The following is a 15,207-nucleotide window of genomic DNA, read 5'->3' as shown; positions in this document are numbered from 1 at the left end:
CTGTACAATAGTCAATTCAAAGGACAAATGACAAAGGACAATTAACAATTAAGAGAAGAGAGATGAAAAGCACCCAAGGCAAAATCAACGAGCTGCTGACTGAGACAGGATGCGAGCATAATCAGCACAAACAATCCGAAAAGAAAAACAAGTCATGCGCTCAACAGGCACAACCTGGCGCGGCTCAAGGGGGCTGTGCCTTTGATGGTGCAATGATTGCTCTAGTGCCGATCGCAGATGCTGCTCATTTAGTCCACGGGCCGATCGCCTGTGCTGGTAATTCCTGGGGCAGTCGTGGTAGTCTGTCGTCTGGCCCTCAACTCTACAAAATGGGCTTTACCACTGACTTGGGTGAAAACGATGTCATCTTTGGTGGCGAAAAGAAGCTCTACAAAGCGATTTTGGAACTTCACGAGCGCTACCAACCAGCAGCAGTATTCGTCTACGCCACTTGCGTTACAGCCTTAATTGGCGATGATATGGATGCTGTCTGCAAAGCGGCGGCTGAGAAAATTGGTATTCCTGTTGTTCCCGTCATTGCTCCAGGATTCATTGGCAGTAAAAATCTGGGCAACCGTTTTGGCGGTGAATCTTTATTAGAATATGTTGTCGGCACAGCAGAACCGGAACATACAACGCCCTATGATATTAACTTAATCGGTGAATACAATATCGCCGGGGAAATGTGGGGAGTAACACCACTGCTAGAAAAATTAGGCATCCGTATTTTGTCTAAAATTACGGGCGATGCTCGCTACAATGAAATTCGCTACGCCCACCGCGCCAAGCTCAACGTCATGATCTGCTCGCGAGCGCTGCTCAATATGGCGAGAAAGATGGAGGAGCGTTACAACATCCCTTACATTGAAGAGTCTTTCTACGGCATCGATGATATGAATCGCTGTCTGCGAAACATCGCCGCTAAATTAGGCGATCGCGATTTACAAGAGCGCACAGAAAAGCTAATTGCAGAAGAAACGGCTGCTTTAGATTTGGCACTGGCTCCTTATCGCGCTCGACTCAAAGGTAAGCGGGTTGTTTTATATACTGGTGGTGTTAAGAGTTGGTCGATTATTTCGGCGGCTAGAGACTTAGGCATTGAAGTTGTTGCTACCAGTACTCGGAAAAGTACTGAAGAAGATAAAGCCAAAATCAAGAAGTTGATTGGCAACGATGGCATCATGCTAGAGAAAGGCAACGCTCAAGAATTGCTCCAACTGGTTAAAAACACCAAAGCAGATATGCTGATTGCTGGTGGACGTAACCAATACACCGCTTTGAAAGCTCGAATTCCTTTCCTTGATATCAACCAAGAACGCCACCATCCTTATGCAGGTTATGTGGGAATGATTGAGATGGCGCGGGAACTGTACGAAGCTCTGTATAGCCCGATTTGGGAACAAATACGCAAACCCGCTCCTTGGGAAGAAGAGGAGGAAGTTTAATGGCGATCGTTACCGCTTCTAACAAAGCACTGACAGTTAATCCCCTCAAGCAAAGTCAAGCTTTGGGCGCAACCTTAGCCTTTTTGGGATTGAAAGGGACGATGCCCTTATTCCACGGTTCTCAAGGTTGTACTGCTTTCGCCAAAGTTGTCCTAGTGCGACATTTCCGGGAAGCGATTCCCTTAGCTACGACAGCAATGACGGAAGTCACGACCATTTTGGGTGGTGAAGAAAATGTGGAGCAAGCAATTCTCACTCTGGTAGAAAAGGCTAACCCAGAAATTATTGGTTTATGTAGTACTGGGTTAACGGAAACTAGAGGCGATGATATTGAAGGTTTTCTGAAGGAAATCCGCGATCGCCATCCTGAATTGAATGATTTAGCGATTGTTTTTGCACCTACCCCAGATTTTAAAGGTGCGTTGCAAGATGGCTTTGCGGTTGCTGTCGAAAGCATAGTTAAAGAAATTCCTCGCGCGGGTGGACTCAGAACTGAACAAGTCACAATTTTGGCGGGTTCTGCCTTCACGCCTGGGGATGTACAGGAAATCAAAGAGATAATCACGTCTTTTGGATTAGTGCCAATCTTTGTACCTGACCTTGGCGCTTCCCTGGATGGACATTTAGAGGATAATTATAGTGCGGTTACAGTCAGTGGAACTACCTTAAAACAACTACGAGAAGTCGGTAGTTCTGCCTTTACCCTGGCATTGGGTGAAAGTATGCGGGGGGCTGCCAAGATTCTCGAAGAACGCTTTGGTACACCTTACGAGGTGTTTGGCGAACTGACTGGATTAGAACCAGTAGATGAATTTATCCAAGCATTGGCGATTCTGAGCGGTAATAGCGTACCCGAAAAATACCGCCGCCAACGTCGTCAGTTGCAAGATGCGATGCTGGATACTCACTTTTACTTCGGTGCAAAACGAGTTTCCTTAGCACTGGAACCAGATTTGTTGTGGTCAACAGTGCATTTCTTGCAATCGATGGGAGCGCAAATTCATGCAGTGGTGACAACCACGCGATCGCCTTTGTTAGAAAAACTCCCGGTTAAAAGCATCACCATCGGCGATTTAGAAGACTTTGAGAGTCTAGCAGGCGGTTCTGATTTGCTAATTGGTAACTCGAATGTGGGTGCGATCGCAAAACGCCTCTCGATTCCTCTTTATCGTTTAGGATTGCCCATTTATGACCGCTTAGGTAATGGTCAATTTACCAAAGTTGGCTATCGAGGCACGATGGAACTTTTGTTTGGCATCGGCAACCTGTTTTTAGAGGCAGAAGAAGCGAGAGTTAAGCAGTTCCAAGAGTTCAGAACTGTGAGCGCTTAGTTTTGAATTCACACTTGAAATTCAAAACAGTTCAGTTAAAAATCGATCCTCCCTAACCCTCCTTTTTAGGAATAGAACAAGCCTTAAATTAGCCTCTCAATTTATCGGGGGATTGGGGGGATCTTCCGAAGCTAAATATTACTAACTGAACCGTATTGCTTCAAAATTCAAAACTTTAGAGAGGAGAATTACAATGAAAATAGCCTTCACGACGAGTGACCGAGTTCATATTAATGCTCACTTCGGATGGGCAAAAATGATTGATGTTTACGAAATTTCCGATGAGGGATATCACTTCGTAGAAACCCTCACCTTTGAAGGCGAACTCAAAGAAGACGGAAATGAAGACAAAATCACCCCAAAACTTGAAGCAATAGGCGACTGTACGATTATTTACGTAACAGCAATTGGTGGTAGTGCCGCCGCTCGGTTAATCAAGAAAGGTGTCACCCCAGTGAAGGCGCGATCGGAAGAAGAAGAAATTAGTGAAGTGCTAAACAAGCTAGTGCAAACCCTCAAAGGTAATCCTCCACCTTGGTTGCGTAAAGCTTTACAACCAAAAACCACAAACTTTGCTGATGAAATCGAAGACGAAGCAACAGTATGACCGCAAATAATAGTGTTAACGGAACCGCTACAACTGAAGTCTTGAACTCACCTTTTCTTAAGGTATTAATCAAACAAATCCGTGGTCAAGACAGCTATGGAGTTTATCGTACTTGGTCGGATGAGTTGATTCTCAAACCCTTTATTGTTAGCAAACAAAAGAAACGGGAAATCTCCGTTGAGGGCGAAGTTGATGCGGTAACTCAAGCCCGGATTTTGGCATTTTTTCGAGCTGTAGCAGCTGGGATTGAACAAGAAACAGGTTTGATATCCCAGGTTGTAGTTGATTTGAGCCATGAAGGATTTGGCTGGGCGCTAGTTTTTTCTGGTCGTCTTTTGCTAACTGTGAAAACTTTGCGAGATGCTCATCGTTTTGGCTTTGACTCCCTAGAAAAATTAGCAGAAGAGGGAGAGAACTACGTCAAAAAAGGTCTTGATTTGGCGAAGCGTTTTCCTGAAGTTGGCAAAATTTAATTAGTCATTGGTCATTGGTCATTAGTCCTTAGTCATTAGTCATTAGTCATTGGTCATTGGTAAAAGACAAATGACTAATGACAAAAGACAAAGGACGAAGGACAAAGGACAAAGGACAAAGGGCAAAGGACAAATGACAATTGAGGAACTACAAGGACAAATCAGACGGCTTAACAGCAAAGCAGGTCAAATGAAGATGGATCTGCATGATTTAGCTGAAGGTCTGCCAACAGATTACAACCAACTTATGGATGTTGCCGCTGCAACTTATGAAATCTATCGCCAGTTAGATGAACTTAAGCAACATCTAAAACAATTGGAGAATGCGAAATGACTGGAACTATTGATGAATTCAAGAAACTCGTAGATGCAGAAGAATTTTTTCAATTCTTTAATATGTCCTACGATTTAGAAGTTGTGAATGTAAATCGTCTACATATTCTGAAAAAGTTTTCTCAATACATCCAGGAAATTGATGATAATTCTCCTGACTTGAATCAAGAAGAGAGATTAAATCAATATTCTTTGGCTTTGCAAAAAGCTTATCAGGTATTTGTCGAATCAACACCCCACGAACAAAAGCTGTTCAAAGTATTTAACGACAAGCCGAAAAATGTAGTCACACTGACAGAAATCACTTCTGATTAGGAGGTATAAATTGGTTAACCTAACGCCTACCGAATTAGAACGCTATCGTCGCCAAATGATGCTTCCGAATTTTGGCGAAACAGCACAGAAACGCCTGAAGTCAGCGACAGTTTTGGTTACGGGTGTGGGAGGATTAGGCGGTACGGCGGCGCTTTACTTAGCAGTAGCGGGCGTTGGGCGGCTAATCTTAGTCCGGGGTGGTGACTTGCGGCTAGATGATATGAATCGTCAAGTTCTTATGACTGATGATTGGGTAGGTAAGCCAAGGGTATTCAAAGCTAAAGAAACTCTGGATGCGATTAATCCTGATGTCCAAGTGGAAGCTGTTCATGATTACATCACCCCGGAAAATGTAGATTCGTTAGTGCAATCTGCGGATATGGCTCTTGACTGCGCCCACAATTTTACAGAGCGCAATTTGTTAAATGAAGCCTGTGTGCGATCGCGTAAGCCAATGGTAGAAGCCGCAATGAATGGGATGGAGGCTTACCTGACAACGATTATTCCTGGTGTGACTCCTTGTTTATCTTGTCTGTTTCCAGAAAAGCCTGATTGGGATCAGCGCGGCTTTTCAGTTCTAGGCGCTGTTTCTGGAACACTAGCTTGTCTAACAGCTTTGGAAGCTATCAAGCTGATCACCGGGTTTAGTCAGCCTCTATTGTCGCAATTGCTGACAATCGACTTAAATCGGATGGAATTTGCGAAACGCCGTTCTTACCGCGATCGCTCTTGTCCAGTATGCGGTAATAGTGCGCCTTGGAGACACGCGCAATCCAATTCGATGGAACCCACAGTCAATAGTCATTAGTCATTGGTCACTTGTACTGAGTTTCGACTGCGCTCAACTACCGCGTAGTCGTAAAGCCTGCGGCATAGCTACGCTTCGGGCGCAGCCTCTCGTAGAGAAGTATTGGTCATTGGTCATTAGTAAATAACAAATGACATAGACGCTACTGCGGCTACTCTTCTCCTGACGGAGACGCTGCGCGAACGAGAACGCCAAGGGCGAACCCGCAGGGTAGGACAAATGACGAAGGACAACCCCACCTAAAATCAAAACAACTAATCGCTACAAATCAGGAGAACTGATGGCCGTTATTTTATCAGAAAAAGCAGAATTTCATCTGCGGGCATTCCTTAAAGGTTCCGCACCCGATGCTGATGGCGCAACTAAAGGTGTCCGTATCTCTGTAAAAGATGGTGGTTGCAGTGGCTATGAATATGCGATCGATATCACCAGCAAGCCCCAACCAGATGATTTAGTAAGTCAGCAAGGCAAAGTACTGGTTTACGTTGATGCTAAAAGTGCGCCTTTATTAGACGGAGTTATCGTTGACTTTGTTGAGGGAGTGATGGAAAGCGGTTTTAAATTCATCAACCCTAATGCAACTGATACCTGCGGTTGTGGAAAGTCTTTTAAAGCAGGCGACTGTACGCCTACTGGTGTACCTTGCAGCTAACATCATTCTATTAGTGCTAAGTCAATTGTAGAGACTTCTCATCAACGCACTCCGCAGAGTTTCAATGCCCTTGAGATAGCTTCTAGTTCGCATTGCATCCCTTATCTCTATAAAAAAGCTAACTAAACTTAGCATCTCTGTCAGAAGAAGGGAAGCAAAAAGTAGGATAGGTTGCTCAAAAAATTCGGAAATTAGACCAACTGTATAACGTTTGAGGAGAATCTGAAAATGGCTACCTACCAAGTTAGATTAATCAACAAAAAAGAAGACCTCGACACCACAATTGAAGTTGACGAAGAGACTACCATCTTAGAAGCAGCAGAAGAAAATGGTATTGAGTTGCCCTTTTCATGTCATGCAGGCTCTTGCTCTAGCTGTGTTGGTAAAGTTGTCGAAGGTGAAGTTAATCAAGACGATCAAAACTTTTTAGATGACGATCAGGTTTCTAAAGGATACGCTCTACTTTGTGTAACTTATCCTCGTTCTAATTGCACAATTAAAACACATCAAGAAGCATATCTGGTCTAAATTATTACTTTGGTTGCTGCCTTTCGCAACCAAATAAAAAATGAAGGATGAAGGATGAAAATATACTTCCTTCCTCCTTTCACAATTCCTAATTTATAATTAAAATATTTATCTGCTTTTGTGTTTTTGGCCGTTTATTATAATTATTGAGAATGGAAAAGCGAGGAATCGCAACTTTTTATAAAACTCAAAATAAAACAATCTTGAAAAAAATTGTATTAATAGGAATAGTAATAAAAAATCATATCAGATTGCAACAAGATTTTTTTGATTTGATCCTTCCTCAATCTTGATAACATAGATTTTGTCCTAGATTTAGAAAATATCCGAGCAATTTATGTTTTCTAATTGTATAAAGAAATGCAATTTTATATGAAAAAATAGAGTGGCTCGCAAAGGAAGCCAACTCTATTTTTTAATCAACAGCAACGATCACATCTGATGATTTAATCACAGCATAAGCTTGCTTACCTTCTGCAAGTGATAGCTTTTCTGCTGATGATTTTGTGATAATTGAGACTAGCTCTACTCCTGGCGCTAGTTCTAAAGTTATCTCAGTATTAACTGAACCATGTACAACTTTTTTGACAGTACCCTTCAGAGAATTACGAGCGCTAATTTCCATGTTTTTAATCCACTAATTTGAACTATTTATACTTTAGTAAGTTAGCAAGTTTTGATTTTAAAAATAGCTTTTATTAAAATATCTTAATAATTTTTAAATAACCTTATTTGTTTGACGAGCATTACGCAAATAGGTGGGACGGTCATTTGCTCCAAAAAGGTAAGACAAAAACTTTAAAAAAACTAACTATTAATGTATATTATCATCAATTTAAGATGGCTATTTTGTTATGTGGAAATACTGAGGTACTAATATGATTGCATCTTTATAATAACTAGTTTAAAAAGAGGTTCATATTGTGCAGGATCGAGTTAATACAACAAGGCAAAATCTATTTTTTGAACATTTAAGTCTAGGTGTAGGTGTAGGATTTCCTGTTCCTAAAGACTGGTTGCCAATAACAAGTTTCCCTTTACTAATCATAGTAGGTATGACTGGCGTTGGAAAAAGCACGATCGCGAAAGCTTTGGCTGAAGAAGGCTTGGATTTTACACTTTTACCTAATCGTCGTGTTTTAACCGAACGCGTAATAATTGCGCCAATGTTAAAAATGCAAGAGAAACTCATGCAACCCCATTGCCGGATTAAACGCCTAACTTATACTCGCCTTTATCGAGAACACTTTCCTGGTGGAATGGGTCACATTTTAGCTTCGCTACATATTAATCCACAACAAGTCAACTCTATGTTAGTTTTCGATAGTTTACGTGGTGAAAATGAGATTCGCTATGCAGCTAAGGCTTTAAAAAATGCTAAATTTGTAATGTTGACTGTACCAAATACTGTACGTTTAGAAAGACTTATAAAACGTCATGATTCTTTCGATCGAATTGCTAATCAAGAGTTAGACGATCGGATGCAAATTATTCCAGAAGTACTGAGCAATTTTGCTAGTTTGGGCGTACCAGAAGCTTCTGCTTATTTTACTCCTAAAGAAGAACAACAAATCTTAGAACTTGTCAATAAACAAGTTGTCACAGGTCTAGAATTGCAGGAAAAACTAAAAATATTTGTCGAAGAAAGTCAGAACTATGATTCGGTTTCGACGAAACAGATTTTAGAGGCGATGGATACGAGCGATCGCTCTCTTATAATTGATACTATAGCCAGTCCCCAAGAATCAGCCAAAGCAATTATTTCTCGATTATGCAAATCTGCTAATATAAAAACTAATAAGTGAATATCCTTAGTCAGAATTAGTATAGGGATTGCTCAATGTCGCTATCTGAATTTGCAATTGTAGAAAGTACTCTCCGTGAGGGCGAACAATTTGTCAAAGCCAATTTTTCTTCAGATGATAAAGTCGAAATTGCTGAGGCCCTTGCTGCATTTGGAGTGGAATATATAGAGTTAACATCACCAATTGCTTCACCTCAGTCTAGACAAGACTGTGAACGATTGGCTCGGTTAGGCTTGCCATCCAAAATATTAACTCACATTCGCTGTCACTTAGAAGATGCTAAAGTTGCTTTAGCAACAGGCGTAGCCGGAATTAATTTAACTATTGGTAGTTCTTCTTTGATGCGTCAGTTCAGTCATGGTAAAAATATTAATCAAATTATTGATTTAGCATCTGAAGTTTTAACTTTTATTCATCAACAAGCTCCCGATATTGAGTTACGGTTTTCAGCTGAGGATTCGTCACGTACTTCCATAGAAGATTTAATCACAGTTTATTCCGAGATTGAAAAATTAGGAATTGTCAAACGCATAGGAATTGCTGATACAGTAGGAATTATTACGCCAATGCAAGTATTTGAATTAGTGAAGACTTTACGCCAGTTCACCAATTTAGATATTGAGTTTCACGGTCATAATGATACAGAATGTGCAAATGCTAACAGTTATACAGCATTAGAAGCGGGAGCAACTCATATTGACACTTGTGTTTTGGGAATTGGTGAGCGCAATGGTATTACCTCACTAGCTGGATTCATCGCTAGGTTATATGCCACAAATCCAGAGCAGATTAAGTCGAAATATCGCTTGGAAGAACTTAGTTACTTGCATGAATTAGTTGCAAGAAAAGTGGGAATTTCTATTCCTTTTAACCACTGTGTTTTTGGTGAGAGTGCTTTTAGTCATAAAGCTGGCATTCATACTAAGGCTATGCTTAATAACTCTGAGACTTATGAAGCTATTAATCCCCGAAGTTTTGGTGTAACGCGCTCAATTTTAATCAATCATAAATTGGCTGGAAAACAGGCGGTTAATCACCGAGCTAATGAATTAGGACTTTCCTTTAATTTATCCCAGCTTCAAGATATTACCAATATGCTAAAAACTTTAGCTGACAAACAAAATCTTACTATCGAAGATGTAGACAAGATTTTATATTCTTATCATTGCCAGTAAATTTAAAAATATACGCACTTACTATTCAAGTACAGATCCCCGACTTTTTGAAGAAGTCGGAGATTTAAATCCACTTATATCTGCTATTAATCTATCTTCTAAAAGAAAACTGTAAAAATTACTGCTTTTCCATTATTTTTCCAGCTTTTTTAAAAAGAATATTTGCTGTTCTTTATAAATGATTCATAATTTAAACTTATAAAATTGATAGCATATATGTAAGTTAAAAGAATTTAAATAACATTTTTGCAAAAATGGTGAGCATTGCTCACCATTCTATTTGCCAAGCAAATTTATATTAGTAAAAAAGTTAACTTAGGAGTAGTTATGAATCGAACCAACAGTCAAAATTTGAGTGAAGCAACAACCCAATGGTTAATAGAAAAAGGCTATAATCTTAATCATTTAAATCAGCCGGGTGAAAATGGCGATACAGCTTTGATGAAAGCGACAAGAGAAGGAGTTTATACAGTCGTTAAAGAATTAATTGATGCCGGTGCGAATATCAATGCTCGAAATAGCGATCGCAACAATGCTTTGTGGTTTGCTTGTTTTGGTAATCACTACAATTTGATTAATTTACTGTTGGCTCACAACATTGACATTAATAACCAAAATGATAACGGTGCAACTGTTTTAATGTACGCAGCATCAGCCGGAAAGACAGAAGTCGTAAAGTTACTTTTACAACATCATCCTAATTTATATTTAAAAAACTTAGATGATTATAAAGCAATAGATTTTGCTAGCAACGTAGAAGTTTTGAGGATAATTAAAAATGCCATCAAGTCAGATATCGGGCAAAGCTTATCATGACGCTACCAAGCATTCTTACTTATCGGTACAACTCGATCCAAATTATGTAGATGCTTCAACACAGCCATCTTCATTTAAAGTTTATCCCAAGTTTTATCGGAGAGTGAAATTAAATCTCAATAATCCTGTTCACTCTTTTATCTCATTAACCAGTGCGATAACACTAGAAAAAGTATATAAAGATGGCCCATTAAAACTGCGAGTAAATCCATCAGCAGGCGCTCTGTATCCTACAGAAGTTTATGTACAGGTTCGCGGCATTGAGGGAATAGTAAATGGTATATACCATCTAGAAGTTGAGAATAATTGTCTAACTCTCATCTATGAATTAATTGATGATGGGTTAGAGAATTATATTATACCTGGTAAATGTATCAACGGATTCATCTTTTTAATTAGTTGTGTTTATTATAGGTCTAGCTGGAAATATCAAAACAGGAGCATAAGATATTGCTTCTTAGATAGCGGACACCATTTAGGTGCAGTTGCCGCTTCAGCTTTTCTCCACAACCGAGATATACAACTAGTTTTTGACTTTGATAAACTTACTCTCAATTCGGATTTAGGATTTGAGAATAAGGAGTTTATCACTGCTTGTGCGGTGTCAGGAGAAGTACAAGACAAGAAAATCAGACGCTTAAGGCTGAAAGTTCCTTTTGTCTGCGGTACTGATTATTTTGAATCCAATCAATTGATTGAAGATGCTTATCAAGCAACTGCTCTACAAAAGAGTCGCCAGCAGAAGTTAGAGTATCCTCAATTTGACTTTGATCGGGATAAATTTTATCAAGTTGTTTGGAATAGACGTTCTATTAGACGTTTCCGGAAAGAGGCTATTTCTCAAGAAGATTATTTATATGTAGTGCAACAACTTCAGCAGTCAATACCGACAGAAAACTATGAGGAGATAGAAATTTACTCAGTGGTGCATCGAGTAGAAGGAATGACACCTGGGTTATATAAAGGTACGTATCTGGTTAAAGCAGGTAACTTTAGTGAAAAGACAGGTTACTTATGTATTAATCAAGCTATTGCTAGAGATGGCGCTGTAACTTTATTTTTTGTGTCACATTATTTAAACTATCAAACTGCTATGCAAATAGCTGGTTTTCTTGGACATAGGCTTTATTTAACTAGTAATTATTTGGGTATTCAGTGTAGTGGTATTGGTGCTTATTATGATGATGAAACCCAGGAATTCTTAGAAACAAATAAAGATGTACTTTATGGAATGGTGATTGGAATATAAGCAGGAAGTGAAACAGAGATGGTTAGAAATATGTATTACTTTAATAATGATGACTCACATCCAATACAACCGACATCGGCAGATATTATACTGCGGCAGCAGCTAGAGGATTCTATTAGTAGATACTTTTATGACGCTTGCGATCGCACAATTCAAAATCTTCTGTCTGATTGTCGCTGGTATGTCACAACCCACGCCAATGCTCTAACATTAGTAATTGAATGTCCAGATCAAGTTATTAATTGGCGGGTTTTGCAAAAAATTGTGCCAATGGGGACATTGCTATATGGAATTGTTAGCAGTGCTAAAATTCGTGTTTGTCCGCCAGAAAGTCAAGGTGTACCTTTTGAGATGAGAGTAGATGAACTTTCTGTTTATCGGGATTGGGCTTAAAAAATAGTTAGGAGTTTAAAATTTCTGCTCATTATTTTGGCTGATGAGTGCAGCTACCTCTTCAAAAACTAAATCAGCAGAATGTTTGATAGCAGGGCTTAACTCTAGTCCCAAAGAAAGATTTGCAGCCTCAATTAAATAAACTGTCACATCTTCGGGAAAGTCATTTTGAAAGATTTTCCGTCCGGCGGCTAAAGCATTATCCCAACGAAAATCGTGCAAGTTATAACTAGGTTCGGGCATTGCTTCCAGTTCTTTTCCTGGAACTTTAAACACAGCACCCGGTTCAGAACCAGTTGAACTTGCATCAATAATTACTAATTGTTTACTACCTCTAGCTTGAAACATTACTTCCATCCCTGCGGTGCCACAATCATAAACACGCACTTTAGGATTGGGGTTTTCAGCTAGATATTTTTGTAAGCGTTGGGCGATGATTACGCCTACAGCGTCGTCACTGCGATTTAGATTGCCACAACCGATAATAGTGAGCATGGGATGAGATTTAATTGTTTAATTAGTTGCAAATTTAGTTAAAGCGCGTAGTTTACCGCCGTAGGCATCGCTCGGAGGATGAAAGGCTAACACAATATCACTTTGAGGAACGCCGGCGTTTAATAAGTCAGTGGCAATACCTTCTTCAGTCCAATCTTCTTCAATCCAAATTTTGTTATTTTTAATCCGAATATGTACAGTAATACCTTTAATTCGGCGATTTTTTTGCTAGCCAATCTGAAACCATAGATATCGATCGCGTTCATTATCGAGTGCTAAAAGGCTTTCTAAGTCCTCATCAGGCGAGCTATTGCAGATGCGGTCATATTCTATGAGAATATTTTTAATAATATTTCTGTAGTTACTTAGTTTATCCATTTGAAACTTTTACAAAGATACTTTTCTAAACCTGTGTCCATCTGGTTCTATAACTACAAATGCGCCTACCAATTCGACTTCCGAGTAAGTTTCTATAACTCGTATTAGTTCGTTATGAACTTTATTCACAGTTGTAGGTAGGATTCGGAGATAGATGACTCCAGATCCCATTGCTCGAACAAAAACAAGATTTCCATAATCTCTATCTCGCGTGATGAGAATACGGTTCTGTTCCTGTGCTGTTCTAAGTATTTCTTCATCACTTGCTTGCGAAAGACCAATCTGAGCAACAAGAACTACATCATGTCCGGTATCAACTAGAAATCTTGCTGTTACCGCATACACATCTTGATCTAGTAATAATCTCATGCTCAAATAGATACTAGGCGAATGTCTTCGGCTGCAACTAGAGCGATCGCGTATCCTAAGCAAGCACGAATATCCTCAATTTTTAGGTCTGGATAGTAGTCTTGGATAATTTCTTCAAATGAGAGTCCGTCATTGAGCAGTTCAAGAATGCTTTGTACAGTGATGCGTGTTCCTGCGATGCAAGGTTTACCGAAATGAATCTGAGAATTAACTACGATTCTGTCCATATAATTATAAACTAATAATATGTTTCCTAAATTATAAAATAAAATTGATTATTTCGAGTTTTTGCCATAATCTGCAAAATACGAGGCTTTGAATGATGGGATAGACAAAGCCTCTGAAAAATAATTTATCAGCAGGAAACTATAAAGCTACACCATGTTGCTTGGCAATTTCAGTCAGTTTCTCATACTGATGTTGTGATGCTTGAGTTAATATCTCTTCAGCCTGTTCTTTAGTACTTCCTTCTTTAGGAATTAAATACTTGACATAAAGAGATACAAAATCAGCAGCGATCGCTAAACCGGATAAATTATGTTTGTCAGCTTCTTTGCCAGCGATCGCAGCTACCAAACCGGCTTTAATAGGGTCTGGTTTAACTTTCATGAACTGATCGACAAGTTTAGGAACGTACTCTTCTGGTGGCAAATTATCTAACTTACTTCTGTCTGGAGTAAAGTTACATTCTGCGGCTTGAGCTTGCTCTAAAACACACCATTTTATGTATTCTTGCAATGCTGCATCGGGAACGCGAGGGAGATAATTATGTAGCGCTAAATCAGACACAAGCTTACCTTGTAAATTTCTGTTTTGTTGAAGTGAATTAAGGCAAGCCTAACGCACTATTTCTATAAGTTTTAGTGTGTTACGCTACGAGTTTTGAATATGAGGCATTGGGAATAGGGCATTGGGCATAGGTTATTTTTCCCTCATTTTGCCCAAATTTATCTTTTGGACAATCACTCAGGTAAATGACCGATCTAGTAAGCTGTAAGTGAGCGTTGTTGATGATTGTGATATGAAAACTTTTACTGCGATCGCTGAAAGAGATCCTGATACTAAGTTCTATGTCGGCTATGTCCCTGGCTTTCCTGGAGCGCATTCTCAAGGTGAAACCTTGGATGAATTGCAGGAAAATTTGCATGAAGTTATTGAGATGCTTCTGGAGGACGAGGATCTGGCGATCGAGACAGGGTTTGTAGGTATACAAAAGATTGTAGTTCAGTAGACTATGAGTAATGTTCCTGTTCTAAAACAGCGATTGCCTGTGGTGGTTATTTATTTTGTGCGATCGTTTCTAGCAGACGCTACTTGAGGAATATGAGTACAACAAGCAGCCTTTACGCAGAAATTTGGAGAAATAATCAATGGGAGCCAATCCCTGAAGCAAAGTGGTCAAAAGGCAAAAGAATACCAGTGTGTTGCCTGAGACTCGGTACACCATACGAACTATACGCTGCTCTTGTCGGTTATTATCATTACTCTCTTAGCTACTATCACTGGCATACAGAGAAAATAGTTCCAGTTTCGGAACCGCGTGGATTACCTGAAGACATGAATGTTATTTATAAGGATTATTTTGAAAATGATCGTCTCGGAATAGAACACCACTTTACTTGGTTTATGGTTCAAGAGATTATTGACTATGATTGGGATAGAAAATTTCCGCCATGTAAGGGTTATGTAAATCATCAGTATGCCTCTTTGTTCTCTAGTTTGGCTCCTTTTCCAGATGATTTACCAGACGATGAACTTATTTATATGACGAAAAAAGACAATACAACTGAAGTTACATGGGTAGAGAGTTATCGAGAATACGTGGGTTGTGTAGACTACTTTATTCAAGAATTACTTAAGTTAGGAAATCCCAGAGAAATTAGAATTCTTTTTTGGCTCCATTAAACATTTAATAACTGTATGACATCACGAAATAGGAACCGTTCAACGTGACGTATTTCTAGACTTAAAGAATTGTGAAAGTGTTTTGATGTTGAAAGATATGTAAAATAGTATACCAACTATTTATATTTAC

21 protein-coding genes and 1 pseudogene are annotated in these 15,207 nt (G+C 39.3%); 16 read left to right on the top strand and 6 right to left on the bottom strand.

Annotation, left to right across the window (positions count from 1 at the left end; all coding sequences use genetic code 11):
- Positions 1 to 62: 62 nt before the first annotated feature.
- The 9 genes from nifE to ACR5KR_RS22855 all read left to right on the top strand — a co-directional run bounded on the left by nifE (position 63) and on the right by ACR5KR_RS22855 (position 6,492).
- Positions 63 to 1,445 carry a nitrogenase iron-molybdenum cofactor biosynthesis protein NifE gene (nifE, locus tag ACR5KR_RS22895; protein ID WP_445630348.1) on the top strand — a complete coding sequence of 461 codons (1,383 nt, stop codon included), beginning with the start codon at positions 63 to 65 and terminating at the stop codon, positions 1,443 to 1,445.
- Complete coding sequence (gene nifN, locus ACR5KR_RS22890; protein WP_448268120.1) at positions 1,445 to 2,776, top strand: nitrogenase iron-molybdenum cofactor biosynthesis protein NifN; 1,332 nt, start codon at positions 1,445 to 1,447, stop codon at positions 2,774 to 2,776. The genes nifE and nifN overlap by 1 nt, the downstream gene beginning before the upstream one ends.
- A gap of 193 nt (positions 2,777 to 2,969) precedes the next feature.
- Positions 2,970 to 3,383, top strand: a complete 414-nt coding sequence (gene nifX / locus ACR5KR_RS22885) for a nitrogen fixation protein NifX (RefSeq protein ID WP_445630350.1) — start codon at positions 2,970 to 2,972, stop codon at positions 3,381 to 3,383.
- Positions 3,380 to 3,856, top strand: a complete 477-nt coding sequence (locus ACR5KR_RS22880; protein WP_448268119.1) for a NifX-associated nitrogen fixation protein — start codon at positions 3,380 to 3,382, stop codon at positions 3,854 to 3,856. The genes nifX and ACR5KR_RS22880 overlap by 4 nt, the downstream gene beginning before the upstream one ends.
- Before the next feature lie 133 nt (positions 3,857 to 3,989).
- Entirely contained in the window at positions 3,990 to 4,190 is a 201-nt protein-coding gene (locus ACR5KR_RS22875; RefSeq protein ID WP_100900533.1) for a CCE_0567 family metalloprotein, read from the top strand.
- Positions 4,187 to 4,504 carry a nitrogenase-stabilizing/protective protein NifW gene (gene nifW / locus ACR5KR_RS22870; protein ID WP_322674579.1) on the top strand — a complete coding sequence of 106 codons (318 nt, stop codon included), beginning with the start codon at positions 4,187 to 4,189 and terminating at the stop codon, positions 4,502 to 4,504. Before ACR5KR_RS22875 ends, nifW begins: the two co-directional genes overlap by 4 nt.
- A gap of 10 nt (positions 4,505 to 4,514) precedes the next feature.
- Positions 4,515 to 5,312 carry a HesA/MoeB/ThiF family protein gene (locus ACR5KR_RS22865; protein WP_322709710.1) on the top strand — a complete coding sequence of 266 codons (798 nt, stop codon included), beginning with the start codon at positions 4,515 to 4,517 and terminating at the stop codon, positions 5,310 to 5,312.
- Positions 5,313 to 5,592: 280 nt separating this feature from the next.
- Complete coding sequence (locus ACR5KR_RS22860) at positions 5,593 to 5,964, top strand: HesB/IscA family protein (protein WP_322681497.1); 372 nt, start codon at positions 5,593 to 5,595, stop codon at positions 5,962 to 5,964.
- Between the two features lie 228 nt (positions 5,965 to 6,192).
- Positions 6,193 to 6,492, top strand: a complete 300-nt coding sequence (locus ACR5KR_RS22855) for a 2Fe-2S iron-sulfur cluster-binding protein (protein ID WP_445630352.1) — start codon at positions 6,193 to 6,195, stop codon at positions 6,490 to 6,492.
- Positions 6,493 to 6,907: 415 nt separating this feature from the next.
- Here the strand turns inward: ACR5KR_RS22855 and ACR5KR_RS22850 are convergent, their stop codons facing one another.
- Positions 6,908 to 7,117 (bottom strand): TOBE domain-containing protein, encoded by a 210-nt coding sequence (locus ACR5KR_RS22850; RefSeq protein WP_322667910.1) that lies wholly within the window; start codon positions 7,115 to 7,117, stop codon positions 6,908 to 6,910.
- 298 nt (positions 7,118 to 7,415) lie between these two features.
- Here ACR5KR_RS22850 and ACR5KR_RS22845 point away from each other — a divergent pair, with 298 nt between their 5' ends.
- The 5 genes from ACR5KR_RS22845 (at position 7,416) to ACR5KR_RS22825 (ending at position 11,930) form a co-directional block, all read left to right on the top strand.
- On the top strand, positions 7,416 to 8,297 hold the full coding sequence (locus ACR5KR_RS22845) for an AAA family ATPase (protein ID WP_448268118.1): 882 nt from the start codon (positions 7,416 to 7,418) through the stop codon (positions 8,295 to 8,297).
- Between the two features lie 35 nt (positions 8,298 to 8,332).
- On the top strand, positions 8,333 to 9,472 hold the full coding sequence (lysS, locus tag ACR5KR_RS22840; RefSeq protein WP_445630354.1) for a homocitrate synthase: 1,140 nt from the start codon (positions 8,333 to 8,335) through the stop codon (positions 9,470 to 9,472).
- Positions 9,473 to 9,799: 327 nt separating this feature from the next.
- Positions 9,800 to 10,288, top strand: coding sequence for an ankyrin repeat domain-containing protein (locus ACR5KR_RS22835; protein ID WP_448268117.1), 489 nt, complete (start codon positions 9,800 to 9,802; stop codon positions 10,286 to 10,288).
- Entirely contained in the window at positions 10,251 to 11,537 is a 1,287-nt protein-coding gene (locus ACR5KR_RS22830; protein WP_448268116.1) for a nitroreductase family protein, read from the top strand. The genes ACR5KR_RS22835 and ACR5KR_RS22830 overlap by 38 nt, the downstream gene beginning before the upstream one ends.
- A gap of 18 nt (positions 11,538 to 11,555) precedes the next feature.
- Positions 11,556 to 11,930, top strand: a complete 375-nt coding sequence (locus tag ACR5KR_RS22825) for a hypothetical protein (RefSeq protein WP_445630357.1) — start codon at positions 11,556 to 11,558, stop codon at positions 11,928 to 11,930.
- Positions 11,931 to 11,945: 15 nt separating this feature from the next.
- Here ACR5KR_RS22825 and ACR5KR_RS22820 read toward each other — a convergent pair whose 3' ends face one another.
- The 5 genes and pseudogenes from ACR5KR_RS22820 to ACR5KR_RS22800 form a co-directional block, all read right to left on the bottom strand.
- Positions 11,946 to 12,425, bottom strand: a complete 480-nt coding sequence (locus ACR5KR_RS22820) for a hydrogenase maturation protease (protein WP_445630358.1) — start codon at positions 12,423 to 12,425, stop codon at positions 11,946 to 11,948.
- 18 nt (positions 12,426 to 12,443) lie between these two features.
- Positions 12,444 to 12,803 (bottom strand): annotated as a pseudogene (locus tag ACR5KR_RS22815) (XisI protein).
- 9 nt (positions 12,804 to 12,812) lie between these two features.
- Positions 12,813 to 13,172, bottom strand: coding sequence for a DUF5615 family PIN-like protein (locus ACR5KR_RS22810; protein ID WP_445630359.1), 360 nt, complete (start codon positions 13,170 to 13,172; stop codon positions 12,813 to 12,815).
- A 2-nt stretch (positions 13,173 to 13,174) separates the two neighbouring features.
- Positions 13,175 to 13,399, bottom strand: coding sequence for a DUF433 domain-containing protein (locus ACR5KR_RS22805; RefSeq protein ID WP_445630360.1), 225 nt, complete (start codon positions 13,397 to 13,399; stop codon positions 13,175 to 13,177).
- Positions 13,400 to 13,538: 139 nt separating this feature from the next.
- Positions 13,539 to 13,961 carry a hypothetical protein gene (locus ACR5KR_RS22800; RefSeq protein ID WP_448268115.1) on the bottom strand — a complete coding sequence of 141 codons (423 nt, stop codon included), beginning with the start codon at positions 13,959 to 13,961 and terminating at the stop codon, positions 13,539 to 13,541.
- Positions 13,962 to 14,193: 232 nt separating this feature from the next.
- Here ACR5KR_RS22800 and ACR5KR_RS22795 point away from each other — a divergent pair, with 232 nt between their 5' ends.
- Positions 14,194 to 14,403 carry a type II toxin-antitoxin system HicB family antitoxin gene (locus ACR5KR_RS22795; protein ID WP_448268114.1) on the top strand — a complete coding sequence of 70 codons (210 nt, stop codon included), beginning with the start codon at positions 14,194 to 14,196 and terminating at the stop codon, positions 14,401 to 14,403.
- 92 nt (positions 14,404 to 14,495) lie between these two features.
- The gene (locus ACR5KR_RS22790; RefSeq protein WP_448268113.1) at positions 14,496 to 15,077 is read left to right on the top strand and encodes a hypothetical protein; all 582 of its coding nucleotides are present in this window, start codon (positions 14,496 to 14,498) and stop codon (positions 15,075 to 15,077) included.
- Positions 15,078 to 15,207 lie beyond the last annotated feature (130 nt).

The sequence above is a fragment of the Nostoc sp. DSM 114159 genome (assembly GCF_053470285.1).
This window is presented reverse-complemented; position numbering and strand designations above follow the sequence as displayed.

Bases quoted from the DNA above. Each gene is read 5' to 3' on its own strand.
- nifE (WP_445630348.1), top strand. From the start codon at position 63: ATGAAAAGCACCCAAGGCAAAATCAACGAGCTGCTGACTGAGACAGGA.
- nifN (WP_448268120.1), top strand. From the start codon at position 1,445: ATGGCGATCGTTACCGCTTCTAACAAAGCACTGACAGTTAATCCCCTC.
- nifX (WP_445630350.1), top strand. From the start codon at position 2,970: ATGAAAATAGCCTTCACGACGAGTGACCGAGTTCATATTAATGCTCAC.
- ACR5KR_RS22880 (WP_448268119.1), top strand. From the start codon at position 3,380: ATGACCGCAAATAATAGTGTTAACGGAACCGCTACAACTGAAGTCTTG.
- ACR5KR_RS22875 (WP_100900533.1), top strand. From the start codon at position 3,990: ATGACAATTGAGGAACTACAAGGACAAATCAGACGGCTTAACAGCAAA.
- nifW (WP_322674579.1), top strand. From the start codon at position 4,187: ATGACTGGAACTATTGATGAATTCAAGAAACTCGTAGATGCAGAAGAA.
- ACR5KR_RS22860 (WP_322681497.1), top strand. From the start codon at position 5,593: ATGGCCGTTATTTTATCAGAAAAAGCAGAATTTCATCTGCGGGCATTC.
- ACR5KR_RS22855 (WP_445630352.1), top strand. From the start codon at position 6,193: ATGGCTACCTACCAAGTTAGATTAATCAACAAAAAAGAAGACCTCGAC.
- ACR5KR_RS22850 (WP_322667910.1), bottom strand. From the start codon at position 7,117: ATGGAAATTAGCGCTCGTAATTCTCTGAAGGGTACTGTCAAAAAAGTT.
- lysS (WP_445630354.1), top strand. From the start codon at position 8,333: ATGTCGCTATCTGAATTTGCAATTGTAGAAAGTACTCTCCGTGAGGGC.
- ACR5KR_RS22835 (WP_448268117.1), top strand. From the start codon at position 9,800: ATGAATCGAACCAACAGTCAAAATTTGAGTGAAGCAACAACCCAATGG.
- ACR5KR_RS22830 (WP_448268116.1), top strand. From the start codon at position 10,251: ATGCCATCAAGTCAGATATCGGGCAAAGCTTATCATGACGCTACCAAG.
- ACR5KR_RS22825 (WP_445630357.1), top strand. From the start codon at position 11,556: ATGGTTAGAAATATGTATTACTTTAATAATGATGACTCACATCCAATA.
- ACR5KR_RS22820 (WP_445630358.1), bottom strand. From the start codon at position 12,425: ATGCTCACTATTATCGGTTGTGGCAATCTAAATCGCAGTGACGACGCT.
- ACR5KR_RS22810 (WP_445630359.1), bottom strand. From the start codon at position 13,172: ATGAGATTATTACTAGATCAAGATGTGTATGCGGTAACAGCAAGATTT.
- ACR5KR_RS22805 (WP_445630360.1), bottom strand. From the start codon at position 13,399: ATGGACAGAATCGTAGTTAATTCTCAGATTCATTTCGGTAAACCTTGC.
- ACR5KR_RS22795 (WP_448268114.1), top strand. From the start codon at position 14,194: ATGAAAACTTTTACTGCGATCGCTGAAAGAGATCCTGATACTAAGTTC.
- ACR5KR_RS22790 (WP_448268113.1), top strand. From the start codon at position 14,496: ATGAGTACAACAAGCAGCCTTTACGCAGAAATTTGGAGAAATAATCAA.